This window comes from Streptosporangium sp. DT93 (assembly GCF_049844535.1).
GTDB lineage: Bacteria > Actinomycetota > Actinomycetes > Streptosporangiales > Streptosporangiaceae > Streptosporangium.
Genome location: NZ_JBNCLF010000001.1, coordinates 70986 through 84288 on the forward strand (window position 1 = coordinate 70986; position 13303 = coordinate 84288).

The window sequence follows — 13303 nt, forward strand, 5'->3', positions numbered from 1 at the left end:
GGCGGGGTGGCGAGGCCGCGGGATCGGTGACCGTCACCCGGCGGCCGCGCCGGCTCAGCCGAGCAGGCTCTCCCCGATCCAGCCGTCCGGGGAGCATCCCGGCGGGACGGCGAAGACCGCCGAGCCGATCGGGGTCGTCCACTCGTTGAGCAGGTCGGCCTCGGCCAGCCTGCGCTGGACCGGGACGAACTGCCGGGCGATGTCGGCCTGGTAGGAGGCGAACAACAGCCCCGAGTCGGCGTGCCCGTCCGGGGTGAGCCCCTCGTCGTAGTTGTAGACCCGGCGCAGCATGCGCATGCCCGGGTCGGTGACGTGGGCCCGGCGGATGTGGGCCTGCTCGGAGATGACGGGGAAGCCGATCGCGTTGACCTTCGTGAAGTCGGCCTCGTCGCGCTCGTCCCGGCCGGTGAGCGGGGCGCCGTTGTCCAGGCGGCGTCCCACCGTGAACTCCTTGCCGACCCGGTCCACGGCGTCCCAGGTCTCCATCTCCGCCCGGATGCGCCGCAGCACCAGCGTGGTGCCGCCGCGCAGCCAGGACGGGCCGTCGTCCACCCAGACGGCCCGGTCGAAGTCGGGGCCGCCCGGGAGGGGATTGACGGTCCCGTCGAGTTGCCCCATGACGTTGCGCTGGGTCAGCCCGGCGGCGTGGGTGTACGCGCCGCGCCGGAAGCCCCGCTGGGTCCAGCGGACCCTCGCGAACGCGCGGGCGTCCTTGACCGTCATGCGCAGGGCGTGGGCCAGGGTGAGCGCGTCGTCGGCGCAGATCTGCAGCAGCAGGTCACCGCCGCTCCACTCCTTCCTCAGCCTGTCGATCGTGAAGGCGGGCAGCGGGGCGACCGACTCGGGACGGCGGCCGGCCAGCCCGGCCGCCGTGAAGAGGCCGGGGCCGAACCCGAAGGTCACCGTCAGCCGGGCGGGCAGGACGGCGAGTTCGGGTTCGGTGTCGGCCAGGGCGGGCCTGCCCTGGGTCAGCCGCCGGGCGTCGTCGGTGAGCAGCCGCATCATCCGCTCCAGCGCCTCGCGGCCGACACCGGGCAGCAGGTCCATGCCGACGAAGACCCCGTACGTCTGCGGCGGCGTCGCGATCCCCGCCTGGTGAACGCCGTCGAACGGCTCCGTCACCAGGCCGCCTGAACCGTCGGAGCCCCCCGGGACGCGGGAGACGTCCGAGGTCGCGGGCGCGGGGAGCGCCGCGGCGGGCCGGGGGGCCGCCGGGGAGAGGATCTGGTCGGGCGCGCACGCCGCGAGGGCGCCGGCCGCGGTGACGGCGCCCCCCGCGAGCAGGCCCCTGCGGCTGAGTCGAGGTTCCCGCATGAGCTGTCCTGCCTCTCCCGCTCAGCCGTTGCTCTCGCCCATGTCCATGCCCTGGTCGCCCTGGTCGTCTCCCATGTCCATGCCGGGCTGGTAGTCCTCCTTGCCCCCGGCGAAGTCCTTGCCGACCGCGGTGAACTCCATGGTCGTGCCGTCCTTGAGGGTCAGGGTGAAGGGGATCTGCGAGCCGGGCTTCACCGCCTCGGTGACGCCCATCAGCATGATGTGATCACCACCGGGCTGGAGGTGGTGGGTGCCCTTGGCGGGGATCACGAAGCCACCCTCCTTGGGCCGCATGATCATCTTTCCCTTGGAGTCGACGACCTCGTGCAGCTCGATCACCGGGGACAGCGGCGAGACGCCGGAGACGACCGTCACCTCCGCGTCGGAGTTGTTGACCAGGGTGCCGAAGGCGGCGCTCATCCCCTTCTTCACGGTCTTCACCCAGGGGTCGGTGATCGTCAGCACGGCGCCGGGAGCCGCCACGGCGGCCGGTGTGGAGCTCGGGGCGACGGCCGAGGCCGTGCCGGCCGGCGCTCCCTGGGAGGCCGGGGTCCCCTGGGAGCCGCACGCGCCGAGGACCGTCATGGTCGCGATCAGGATTCCGGCGAAGACGGCACGGCGGATCGGGGCGGGGGTGGTGGAAACGGTACGTCGAGCGGACATGGTGATGCCTTTCTTCTGGCCGTACGACCGGGGCCTCGGCGGAACTCCGCTCGAAGAGGCCCGTGCCGGACGGGCGGCCGGGATCGTCACGATGGTTCGGTGCGCCGGATGGCCGGACGGCCCGCACGCGCGCCGGGTACGCGCGCCGTGGTCGTACACGCGCGGGCGGAGTGCCCTGCGCGGGCGGAGCCCCGTGGCCGCGCACGCGTCCGGACGGAGGCGTGGTGTGACGTGGTGTGGCGTGGCGTGGCGGGGTCGTCAGCGGCGTCGGCGAAGGCCCGCGCGGGTGTGCGCGGGAAGGGTGATGTCCCGGGTGACCCGGGGTCGCGCTCCGGGTGACCCGGTCGTCCGGCAGGTCAGCCGGAGACGGCGACGACGGCCGCCGGGGGGCCGCGCCCGCTGACGACGTGACGCAGAACGGCGGAGCGGAGGACCTCCGGCTCTACCGTGCTCGCGGTGAGGAGCGGGACGCGCACCGGGGTGACGAACGCGATCAGCACCCGGCGGAGCCGGACGCCGAGCCCGCGCAGCATCGCCCACAGGACCGCCTCGCCGCGCGCCATCCAGAGCGCGGTCAGCCCGACGGCCCATCCGTGCGCCACCAGCATGCCCAGGCCGGGCAGCAGCCCGGAGTGGACGTGCCCCATCAGCTCGGCGGGGGACGTGGCGTGCGCGAGGGAGAACAGCACGTGCAGAACGATCTGCACGCCCGCCAGCAGCGGCAGGATCACCGCCACCGTACGCTCGCGCCCCGAGACGGCCAGGGCCGTGGCGAAGGCGAGGACGAGGGCGACGGCGGCGCTCGTCGCGGAGACCGAGCCTCCCGTGAGGACGTGCGCCGTCACGCTCAACCCCAGGCAGACCACGGCGAAGACGGCCGCGCGCGCCGAACGGAACGTCATGTCCGCTCGCGTGGCGGCCGGGCCGGTCGCACTGGAGGTCACGGGGACATCCTCTCAGCCGGGTGGCTCGCCGTGAAGATCGGGGCGGCGGAGCACCGAGGCGCCGGCCCTCCCTCCCCGGTTCCGCCCGGTTCTGCCCGGTCCGGCTCGGTCCGGCTCGGTCCGGGGGAGCGGGAGCCTTCCCACAGGTCCTGGAACGGGAGCCTCCTTCGGAGGGGAGGAGCCCGTTCCGGGGCCGGGGCGTACCCGCCTGTAAAAAATCATGAAAAGAATCCGGGCGGCCTGTCGAAACGGCCCGGTCCCGTTCGAAGTGTGGTCACAAGGGCCGGAAGGAAGCAGCGGACCGGCCCCGGAGCGGTGAGGAGAAGGGCCTTGACCCAGCGGACGACGGGCGGCACGGACACAGGAACGACGGGTGGCACGGGCAGGAGAACGACGGGCGCGGGGACCGGTGACCCGGCGGCGGGTGTCACGACGTCGCTGCTGGGCCTCGGCGTCGTCGCCGGGCCGGTGTACGTCGTGGTCTCGATCGTCCAGGCGCTGACGCGGGAGGGTTTCGACCTCACCCGTCACGCATGGAGCATGCTCGCCAACGGCGACCTCGGATGGATCCAGATCACCAACCTCGTCGTGGCCGGGCTGGCGACCGCCGCCTGCGCGGCCGGTATGCGCCGGGCCCTCACCGGCGGGGTCGGCGCGGCCTGGATCCCCCGGCTCGTCGCCGTGTACGGGGTGAGCCTGGTCGGCGCGGGAATCTTCCGGGCGGATCCGGGAATGGGGTTCCCGGCCGGAACGCCGCAGGGGCCGGGTCCGGTGAGCTGGCACGGGACGCTCCACTTCGCCGTCGGCGCCGTGGGCTTCCTGTGCGTGATCGCGGCCTGCCTGGTCGCCGGCCGCAGGTTCGCCGCCGAGGGGTGCCGGGGGTGGGCGTCGTACTCGCGGATCACCGGGGGGCTCTTCCTGGTGACCTTCTTCTCCATCGCGGCGGGCGGCGGGGCCACCTGGTCCATCCTGGCCTTCGTCACCGGGATCGTGGTCGTCTGGACCTGGATCTCGACCCTGTCGCTCCACCTCCGGCGGCGCGTCCCGTCCGGACACGCCTGACCGGCGCCCCGCACGCCGGAGGCGTCTCGTCCCGTCTTTCGAGAACACCGGTGGACCGTGAACACCGTCACGATCATGACCACCGTCACGACCACGACTGCCGTCACGACCCGAACACCGTCACGACCCGAACACCGTCACGACCCGAACACCGTCACGGTCCGGACACCATCACAACCTGAACACCGTCGCGGTCCGGACACCGTCGCGACCGCGAACATCCTCACAACCGCGAACACCGTCGAAGGAGACACCCGATGCGATACCTGGTCACCCTGAAGGTCATCAACCAGCCCGCGACCCCGGCGCCCGCCGAGCTGATGGAGGCCATCAACAAGCTCGGCGAGGAAGCCACCCGGGCCGGTGCCATGCTGGACAACGGCGGGCTGGCCCCGCGCGCCGAGGGCGCCCGCGTCGAGCTGGCCGGAGGAAAGCTGACCGTCACGGACGGCCCGTTCGCCGAGGCGAAGGAGATGATCAGCTACGCCCTCTACCAGACCCGGTCGAAGGAGGAGACGATCGAGTGGACCTCCCGCTTCATGCAGCTGCACCGCGACCACTGGGAGGGCTGGGAGGGCGAGGCCGAGGTGCTGCGCGTCTTCGGCCCCGAGGACTTCGCCGCCCTCTCCTGACGCCGTCCGCCCCTGACGCTGTCCTCTGCTGACGCCGCCCTCTCCTGAAGCCGTCCTCTGCTGTTCGGGCGGACTCGGTGCCCGGTAGCCGCCGGTGAGTGAGCACTCTCGTCTCCTGGACCTTGAGTCCTGGGGGTCGGGCCGTGCCCTCACCGGTGGTCCAGGAGTCCGACCCGGCCCCGGCCCGGCCCCGCCGCCGGCTCTGCCGGTGACACACCGTGGCGCCCCTGCCCTGTCCCGCGATCCCGGTCGCGGGACAGGGCAGGGGCGCCGTCGCGTACCGGGGCGGAGTGGGGTTGGATCGGGCGTCATGGAAGTCGACGATGCTCACCGCAGGATCGAGGCGGTCTGGCGGATCGAGTCCGCGAGGGTGATCGGCGGCCTGGCCCGGATCGTGAACGACATCGGGCTGGCCGAGGAGCTGGCCCAGGACGCCCTGGTCGTCGCGCTGGAGCGGTGGCCGGAGACCGGCGTGCCGGACAACCCCGGCGCCTGGCTGATGCTCACCGCCAAGCACCGGGCCATCGACCTGCTGCGCCGCAGGAACACCTACGAGCGCAAGCTCGAAGAGGTCGGACGGGACCTGGAGGTCCGCCGGTGGGCGGCGGAGGACGAGACGGACGACACCCTCGACGACCCCGTCGGCGACGACGTGCTGCGCCTGCTGTTCACCGCCTGCCACCCGGTGCTGCCCGCCGAGGGACGCCTGGCGCTCACCCTGCGCCTGCTGGGCGGCCTGACCACCGCGGAGATCGCCCGCGCCTTCCTGGTGCCGGAACCGACCGTCGGGCAGCGGATCTCCCGGGCCAAACGCACCCTCGCCGACAGGCGGGTGCGGATCGAGATGCCCGCGCCGGACGAGCTGGACGGCAGGCTCTCCTCGGTCCTGGAGGTCGTCTACCTCATCTTCAACGAGGGCTACTCGGCGACCCTCGGTGAGGGCTGGACGCGCCCCGCGCTCTGCGAGGAGGCGCTGCGCCTGGGCCGGATCCTGGCGGGACTGATGCCGGACCGGGCCGAGGTGCACGGCCTGGTCGCGCTGATGGAGATCCAGGCGTCGCGGCTGCGCGCCAGGACCGGGCCCGACGGCGAGCCCGTCCTGCTCCCCGACCAGGACCGCGGGCTCTGGGACCGGCTGCTGGTGCGCCGCGGGCTGGAGTCGCTGGCACGCGCCGAGGCGCTCGGCACGCTGGGACCGTACGGTCTCCAGGCGGCGATCGCCGCCTGTCACGCCCGCGCGCCGTCCACCGGGGACACCGACTGGGAGCGGATGGCCGCCCTCTACCTGCTGCTGGCCCATGTCGCGCCCTCGCCCGTGGTCGAGCTGAACCGCGCGGTCGCGGTGGGGATGGCGTACGGCCCGGCGCGGGGGCTGGAGATCGTGGAGGGGCTGGCGGCGGAGCGCGCGCTCGCCGGCTATCCACAGCTACCGGCCGTACGGGGGGATCTGCTCGCGAGGCTGGGCCGTCCCGGCGAGGCGCGCGCGGAGTTCGAACGGGCCGCCGGACTCACCCGCAACGAGCGCGAGCGCGCCCTCTTCCTGGCTCGCGCCGAGGGTCTGGAGGGGTGACGGGGGCGGCGGACGTCGTACTCACGAGTAACTAAGTAGCCGCGCCCATGTCCCGGAGGCGGATCGCGCCGACGATGGTGGCATGACGCGACCGGTGAAGAACTCGACGACCACGGCCTTCTACGCGCAGGCCGTCCTCTCCTTCGGCCTGTCGGTGACGGCCCTGGGGATCGGCATCGCCTACCTCCCGGTGACCACCTGGGTCCGGTCCTTCATGGGTCTCGGGCTGCTCTACGTGGTGACCTCGACCTTCACGCTGGCCAAGTGCGTGCGCGACCGCAACGAGGAGGCCGCCGTCGTCAGCCGGGTCGACCAGGCCAGGCTGGACAAGCTGCTGGCCGAGCACGACCCCTTCAAGACCGACTGAGGCGGACCTGCCCTTTCCCGACCGACCGACCGACCGAGCCGAGCCCGCCCTCTCCACGATCGACCGAGGCGTCGCGGACCGTTTCACGACCGACCGAGGCGAACCCGACCGTTTCGCGACCGGCTGGGACGAGCCGGGCCGTTTCACCACCGACCGAGGCGGGCCAGGACCCGGCCGTCCACCCGTGCCTCCAGACCCAAGTCATTTGTCCAGCGAATGACCCCATACAAGGTATCTATTTCCCAGATTGTTCACCGCGCGCCACAGTGAGGGCAAGTCACTGGAAAGGCAACGTGGTGGAAACTTCCCCGCAATCCCCCGCCCCCTTCTCGCTGGGCACGTTCGCGGCCGAGGGGCGGGAGTTCCCCGGTCTCGTCGCCGACGCCCGGGTGCTCGACCTCGGCGGGCGCTGGACCTCGACGGCGGAGCTGCTCGGCGACTGGGACGCCGCGCTGCCCGCGCTCGCCGAGCTGGCCGCCGACGCCTCGCTCCCCTGGAGGGAGCTGGACGGCCTGTCGGTGCTGGCCCCCCTGCGGCCGGGGCAGGTGATCCAGTCCGGCGCCAACTACCGCACCCACGTCGTCGACCTGGCCGTCGCCCACCGCCGCCCGGACGGTCCCGAGCAGGAGGCCGCGGCCCGCGCCGAGATCGGCGCGATGATGGACCGCCGGGCGGCCGAGGGGACGCCGTACCTGTTCGTCGGGCTGCCCGGCGCGATCGCCGGCCCGTACGACGACCTGGTGCTGCCCGGCTACAGCGACCGGCACGACTGGGAGCTGGAGCTGGCGGCGGTGATCGGCCGCCCGGCCTTCCGCGTCGCCCCCGGGAACGCGCTCGGCCACGTCGCGGGGTACACGATCTGCAACGACGTCACCACCCGCGACCTGGTGTTCCGCCGGGACATGCCGGAGATCGGCACCGACTGGTTCCGCGGCAAGAACGCCCCCGGTTTCCTGCCGCTGGGCCCCTGGCTGGTGCCCGCCGCCTTCGTCGGCGACCCGCTGCGGATCACGCTGAGCGTCAACGGCGAGACCATGCAGGACGAGTCGACCGAGGACATGCTCTTCGACGTCGCCGCGCTGGTCTCGGCGGCCTCGGAGATCGTCCGGCTGGAGCCAGGCGACCTGGTACTGACCGGCAGCCCCGCGGGCAACGGCATGGCCGTCGGGCGGTTCCTGCGCGACGGGGACGTCATGGAGGGCACGATCACCGGCCTGGGCACCCAGCGCGTCACCTGCAGGGCGGAGGCGTGAACGCCGAGGAGGCGATCGCCGAGGCCGCCCGGACGTACTCCAACTGGGGCCGGTGGGGACCCGACGACGTGCGCGGCACCCTGAACTTCCTGGACGAGGCCAAGCGGGTGGAGGGCGCCCGGCTGGTGCGCAGGGGGGTCAGCTTCTCGCTGTCGCAGCGGTTCGACATGGACGGCCCGCAGCGCGGCTGGCGCCGCCGCACCAACCCGGTGCACACCATGCTCGACACCGGCGTGGACGCCGCGCTGGGCAACCAGGGCTTCCCGCACGGCATCGGCGGCGCGGACGACGTGATCGCCATGCCGCTGCAGTGCTCCACCCAGTGGGACGGCCTGGGCCACATCTTCGACCACGGCATGGCCTGGAACGGCCGCCGCGCGCAGGACGTCGTCACCAGCGAGGGCGACCTGGTCACCGGCATCGAGACCATCGCCGGGGTGGTCGCCGGGCGGGGCGTCCTGCTCGACGTCGCCGCCGTGCTGGGCGGCGACTCGGGCGGGGAGCTGCCCGACGGCTTCGCCGTCACCGAGGAGCACCTGCTGGCCACGGCCGAGGCGCACGGCGTCCGGGTGGGGCGCGGCGACATCGTCTGCGTGCGTACCGGCCGGCTCGCCAGGGCCCGGCGCGAGGGCTGGGGCGAGTACGCGGGCGGCCCGTCCCCGGGGCTGTCGTTCTGGACGGCGGGCTGGCTGCACCGCACGGAGATCGCCGCGATCGCCACCGACACCTGGGGGTTCGAGGTGCGCCCCAACGAGTTCGAGAACGCCTTCCAGCCGCTGCACCAGGTCGTCATCCCCAACATGGGACTGCTCGTCGGCGAGATGTGGGACCTGGAGGCGCTGGCCGCGGACTGCGCGGCCGACGGCGTCCACGAGTTCCAGCTCGTCGCCGCACCCCTGCCGATCACCGGGGCGGTGGGCTCGCCCGTCAACCCCGTCGCGCTCAAGTGACCGGGCCGCCCCGGCCCGCCCCGGACACGCACCGGGGCCCGGACGCGCACCCGGACGCGCACCGGAGCCCGGACGCGCACCGACGCCACCGGGGCCGCCCCCTTTCCCACCCCCGTCCTCGCACCGCTCGCGCGGCGGGGGTCTCCACCCTCAGGGAGAAGTCGTGAACGTTCTGATCGTCGGCGGTGGCATCACCGGTTCCGCGCTCGCGATCCTGCTGGCCAGGGCCGGTGTCACGGTCGACGTGGCCGAGCTCGAGCCGGCCTGGAGCACGGTCGGGTCCGGCATCACCCTCCAGGGCAACGCGCTGCGGGTGCTGCGCGAGCTCGGCGTGTGGGAGCGCGTGAAGGCGGGCGGGTACGGCTTCGACTCCTTCGGCATGCGCGCCCCGGACGGGACTCTGCTGTTCGAGCGGCCCGACATGCGCACCGGCGGCCCCGACCTGCCGGCGACGCTGGGCATGTACCGGCCCGACCTGCAGGCCGTCCTCGTCGACGCCGCGCTGGAGGCCGGGGCGCGGATCACCCTGGGCCGCACCGTCGTGGCCCTCCAGGACCGCGCCGGTGGCGCCGCCGACGGTGGCGGCGGCTGCGCGGTCACGTTCGACGACGGCTCCACCGGCGCGTACGACCTGGTCGTGGGCGCCGACGGCATCCATTCGGCGGTCCGCGCCCTGATCGGCGTCGACGCGAGGCCGCAACCGGTCGGCATGGGCATCTGGCGCGTGCACGCCAGGCGGCCGGAGAGCGTCCGGCGCACCGACCTGGTCTACGGCGGTCCCTGCTACATCGCCGGCTACTGCCCCACCGGCGAGGACACCCTGTACGCCTACCTGGTGGAGAAGGCCCGCGACAGGGCGTCCGTCCCGCCAGGGGAGAAGGCCGACCTGATGCGCGCCCTGGCCGAGCCGTACGGGGGCGCCTGGCAGGAGATCCGGCGCGACATCACCGACCCCGCGCGGGTGAACTACACCTGGTTCGAGTCGCTGCTGGTGGAGCGGCCCTGGAACCGCGGCGCCGTCGTCCTGGTCGGCGACGCCGCGCACGCCTGCCCGCCCACCCTCGCCCAGGGCGCCGCCATGTGCCTGGAGGACGCGCTGGTCCTGGCCGAGCTGCTGCTGGAGCGCGGCACCGCCGACCAGGCGCTGTTCGACGCGTTCATGGACCGCAGGTTCGAGCGCGTGCGCACGGTCGTCGAGAGTTCCCTGATGCTGGCCCGCTGGCAGATGACCCCCTCCCCCGAGGCCGACGTGCCCGGCCTGATGGGCCGCACCGCCACGATGCTGAGCGAGCTGCCGTGAGGACCGTCGACGTGCACGCCCACGTCATCCTGCCCGAGGTGGAACGGCTCGTCGCCGGGCACGAGGGCCTGGCCGCGCACCGGGAGCTGGACGCCCGCCGCAACGGCCCCGAGTCCCTGGCCGTCTCCGGCCGGATGGTCGGCGCGCGCCTCGACCGGCTCACCCGGGTTCCGGCGCGGCTCGCCGACATGGACGCGGCCGGGGTGGACGTGCAGATCGTCAGCCCCTCGCCGTCGCACTACCATCCCTGGACCGGGCCCGAGCTGGCGCGGGAGGTGTTCGAGCTGGCCCACCGGGGCGTCGCGGCGCACTGCGCCGAGGTGCCCGGCCGGTTGCACGGCCTCGGGCTGGTCCCCCTCCAGCACCCCGCGCTCGCGGCCGAGGCGCTGGAGCACGCGCTGGGCCTGGGCCTGAGGGGGGTGGAGATCTCCTCGCACGCGCCCGGGGTCGAACTGTCGGACCCGGCGCTGGAACCGTTCTGGGAACGGGCCGCGGCCTCGGGCGCGGTAGTGTTCCTGCACCCGTTCGGCTGCACGCTGGACGAGCGGCTGGACCGCTGGTACCTGTCGAACATCGTGGGACAGCCGGTGGAGAACACCGTCGCGCTCTCCCACCTGATCTTCTCCGGGGTGCTCGACCGGCATCCGGACCTGCGCGTGCTGGCCGCCCACGGCGGCGGCTACCTCCCCGCCCACCTGGGCCGGGCCGACCACGGATGGCGCGTCCGCCCCGAGGCCCGGGGATGCGCGCACGAGCCGAGCTCCTACATGCGGCGGCTGTGGTTCGACTCGCTCGTCCACGACCCGGCCGCGCTGCGCCACCTGGTCGACGCCGCCGGGGCCGGCCGGGTCACGCTCGGCTCCGACCACCCCTTCGACATGGGCACCGACGACCCGGTGGGCGCGCTGCGCGCCGCCGGGCTCGGCGAACCCGCCTTCCACGCGATCCGCGGCGGCAACGCGGCGTCCCTCTTCGAGCTCAAGGACTGACATGCGCCCGATCACCCACCTGCGGCACGTCGACCTGGCCGTGCCCGACCACGACAGGCAGCGCGACTTCTACGCGGGCGTCTGGGGCCTCACCGAGGTCGCCTCCGACACCGGCATCACGTTCCTCGCCGCCGAGGGCTCCCCCGAGCAGTACGTGATCCGGCTGCGCAAGGCCGGCGAGAAGCGGCTCGACCTCGTCTCCTTCGGCGCGGCCACGCCCGCCGACGTCGACGCCCTCGCGGTCCGGCTGCGCGCCGCCGGCGTCCCGCTGATCTCCGAGCCCGGCACGATCGACACCCCCGGCGGCGGGTACGGGTTCCGCTTCTTCGACCTGGACGGCCGTACCGTCGAGGTCTCCGCCGACGTGGCCGTCCGCGCCCACCGCAGACTGGAGGCCAAGGAGTCCGTGCCGGTGCGGCTCTCGCACGTGGTGCTCAACGCCCCCGACATCAACGCCACCCGCGCCTGGTACGAGACCCACCTGGGCTTCGCCCTGTCCGACACCCTCGGCCACCCGCACATGGGCGAGGTCATGCACTTCATGCGCTGCAACCCCCAGCACCACAGCCTGGCCGTCGCCCGCGGCCCGCACGCCTCGCTGCACCACGTCAGCTTCGAGCTGCGCGGCGTCGACGAGTACATGTACGGCACCGGACGGCTGCTGCGGGCGGGGGTGCGCATGATCTGGGGACCCGGCCGCCACCTGGCCGGGGACAACACCTTCTCCTACTTCCTCGACCCGCACGGCAACACCGTCGAGTACACCACCGAGCTGGAGAGGCTCGACGAGGACGTGTGGCACCCCAGCGTGTACGACTTCTCCCGGCCCGAGGTCACCGACCAGTGGGGGACGGCCAACCCGATGAACGAGCTGGTCGCCAAGGAGTCCTTCAACGACGTCGACCGCGGCGTGTTCGTCGCCCCGCCGGTATGAGCACCTCCGGTACGACCCCTGCCGGTACGAATCCCGCCGGCACGAATCCCGCCGGCACGAATCCCGCCGGTACGAATCCCGCCGGCACGGAAGACATCGCCGACACGCCGATCGGAGGACGACGGTGCGCCTGACCACCTACACGTTCGAGGGCGAGACCCGCTGCGGCGTCGTCGAGGGCGATGCCGTCCGCCCGCTGGAGGCGGGCACCGACCTGCTCGGGCTGCTCCGCGCCGGTGAGGCGACGTTGCGGGAGGCCGCCCGGAGCGCGGGCGCGCCGGTCCCGCTGGCCGGGGTACGGCTGGAGGTGCCGTTCACGCCGCCGACCGTACGGGACTTCGTGGCCTTCGAGGAGCACGTCGAGGGCGTCGTCCGCAGCGTCGGGGACGGCCGGGAGGTGGTCCCGGAGTGGTACCGGGCCCCGACGTTCTACTTCACCAACCCGTACGCGGTGATCGGCACCGGCGATCCGGCGCCCGTCCCGCCCGGCTGCCGGGTGCTGGACTTCGAGCTGGAGGTCGCCGCGGTCATCGGAAGGGCCGGTCGCGACCTCACCCCCGAACGGGCGCGGGACCACATAGCCGGATATATGATCATGAACGACTGGTCGGCGCGCGACCTCCAGGGCCGGGAGATGAAGGTCAACCTCGGACCCGCCAAGGGCAAGGACACCGCCACCACCCTCGGTCCCTGGCTCGTCACCGCCGACGAGCTGGAGCCCTTCCGTGACGCGGACGGCTTCCTGAGCCTGGCCATGAGCGTCTCGGTCAACGGCGCCGAGATCGGCCGGGACCTGCTCTCCAACATGGGCTGGCCGTTCGAGGACCTCGTCGCCTACGCCTCCCGCGGCACCTGGGTCCGGCCCGGGGACGTGCTCGGCTCCGGCACCTGCGGCAACGGCGGCTGCCTCGCCGAGCTGTGGGGCCGCCGCGGGCGCCAGGAGCCGCCGCCGCTGCGGATCGGCGACCTCGTCGAGATGACCGTCGAGGGCATCGGCACCGTCGCCAACACCGTCGTCGCGGGCGCCGACCCCGTGGAGATCCCCCCGGCCCGTCCGCGCCCCCGGAACCGTCCTCTCCCCGGGACGCCGACCGGCTGAACGACCGTCCGGATGAGCGACCGTCCAAGTGAACGGACGTCCGGGTGAGCGGCCGTTCGGGTGAGCGGCCGTTCACTCGGACGGCCTTTCGCCATGTGGAAGAGCCGGATCGCCTTCCGTCACCGGGAAGAGCCGGGTCTCCGTCCACCGGAAGGACGAGACGAGCCCCCCGGGTGGCGGCGAGATGAGAGAGTGTCCGATGCACTCCGGTGCGCGTTCGCAACAA

The 13303-nt window shown here is 73.3% G+C and carries 13 protein-coding genes; 10 read left to right on the forward strand and 3 right to left on the reverse strand.

Features of this window, described 5'->3' with window-relative positions; translation table 11 throughout:
* Positions 1-54 precede the first annotated feature (54 nt).
* The 3 genes from ACLQ2R_RS00350 to ACLQ2R_RS00360 all read right to left on the reverse strand — a co-directional run bounded on the left by ACLQ2R_RS00350 (position 55) and on the right by ACLQ2R_RS00360 (position 2921).
* A complete protein-coding gene (locus tag ACLQ2R_RS00350; protein ID WP_425957221.1) occupies positions 55-1314 on the reverse strand; it encodes a Dyp-type peroxidase in 1260 nt (419 codons plus the stop codon).
* A 21-nt stretch (positions 1315-1335) separates the two neighbouring features.
* The gene (locus ACLQ2R_RS00355) at positions 1336-1977 is read right to left on the reverse strand and encodes a copper chaperone PCu(A)C (protein ID WP_425957222.1); all 642 of its coding nucleotides are present in this window, start codon (positions 1975-1977) and stop codon (positions 1336-1338) included.
* 356 nt (positions 1978-2333) lie between these two features.
* Positions 2334-2921 (reverse strand): MFS transporter, encoded by a 588-nt coding sequence (locus ACLQ2R_RS00360; RefSeq protein WP_425957223.1) that lies wholly within the window; start codon positions 2919-2921, stop codon positions 2334-2336.
* 330 nt (positions 2922-3251) lie between these two features.
* On the opposite strand from ACLQ2R_RS00360, the gene ACLQ2R_RS00365 reads away from it, so the two are divergent.
* The 10 genes from ACLQ2R_RS00365 to ACLQ2R_RS00410 all read left to right on the forward strand — a co-directional run bounded on the left by ACLQ2R_RS00365 (position 3252) and on the right by ACLQ2R_RS00410 (position 13077).
* Positions 3252-3983, forward strand: coding sequence for a DUF998 domain-containing protein (locus ACLQ2R_RS00365; protein WP_425957224.1), 732 nt, complete (start codon positions 3252-3254; stop codon positions 3981-3983).
* A gap of 257 nt (positions 3984-4240) precedes the next feature.
* Positions 4241-4615 carry a YciI family protein gene (locus ACLQ2R_RS00370; protein ID WP_425957225.1) on the forward strand — a complete coding sequence of 125 codons (375 nt, stop codon included), beginning with the start codon at positions 4241-4243 and terminating at the stop codon, positions 4613-4615.
* A 310-nt stretch (positions 4616-4925) separates the two neighbouring features.
* On the forward strand, positions 4926-6185 hold the full coding sequence (locus tag ACLQ2R_RS00375; RefSeq protein ID WP_425957227.1) for an RNA polymerase sigma factor: 1260 nt from the start codon (positions 4926-4928) through the stop codon (positions 6183-6185).
* Positions 6186-6267: 82 nt separating this feature from the next.
* Positions 6268-6552 carry a YiaA/YiaB family inner membrane protein gene (locus tag ACLQ2R_RS00380; protein WP_425957228.1) on the forward strand — a complete coding sequence of 95 codons (285 nt, stop codon included), beginning with the start codon at positions 6268-6270 and terminating at the stop codon, positions 6550-6552.
* 293 nt (positions 6553-6845) lie between these two features.
* A complete protein-coding gene (locus tag ACLQ2R_RS00385; protein WP_425957229.1) occupies positions 6846-7805 on the forward strand; it encodes a fumarylacetoacetate hydrolase family protein in 960 nt (319 codons plus the stop codon).
* Positions 7802-8755 (forward strand): cyclase family protein, encoded by a 954-nt coding sequence (locus ACLQ2R_RS00390; RefSeq protein ID WP_425957230.1) that lies wholly within the window; start codon positions 7802-7804, stop codon positions 8753-8755. Before ACLQ2R_RS00385 ends, ACLQ2R_RS00390 begins: the two co-directional genes overlap by 4 nt.
* A 163-nt stretch (positions 8756-8918) precedes the next feature.
* Entirely contained in the window at positions 8919-10055 is a 1137-nt protein-coding gene (locus ACLQ2R_RS00395; RefSeq protein WP_425957231.1) for an FAD-dependent oxidoreductase, read from the forward strand.
* On the forward strand, positions 10052-11044 hold the full coding sequence (locus tag ACLQ2R_RS00400) for an amidohydrolase family protein (RefSeq protein WP_425957232.1): 993 nt from the start codon (positions 10052-10054) through the stop codon (positions 11042-11044). The genes ACLQ2R_RS00395 and ACLQ2R_RS00400 overlap by 4 nt, the downstream gene beginning before the upstream one ends.
* Position 11045: 1 nt before the next feature.
* Positions 11046-11978 carry a VOC family protein gene (locus ACLQ2R_RS00405; RefSeq protein ID WP_425957233.1) on the forward strand — a complete coding sequence of 311 codons (933 nt, stop codon included), beginning with the start codon at positions 11046-11048 and terminating at the stop codon, positions 11976-11978.
* 124 nt (positions 11979-12102) lie between these two features.
* Positions 12103-13077, forward strand: a complete 975-nt coding sequence (locus ACLQ2R_RS00410; protein ID WP_425957234.1) for a fumarylacetoacetate hydrolase family protein — start codon at positions 12103-12105, stop codon at positions 13075-13077.
* The last annotated feature ends 226 nt before the right edge of the window (positions 13078-13303 follow it).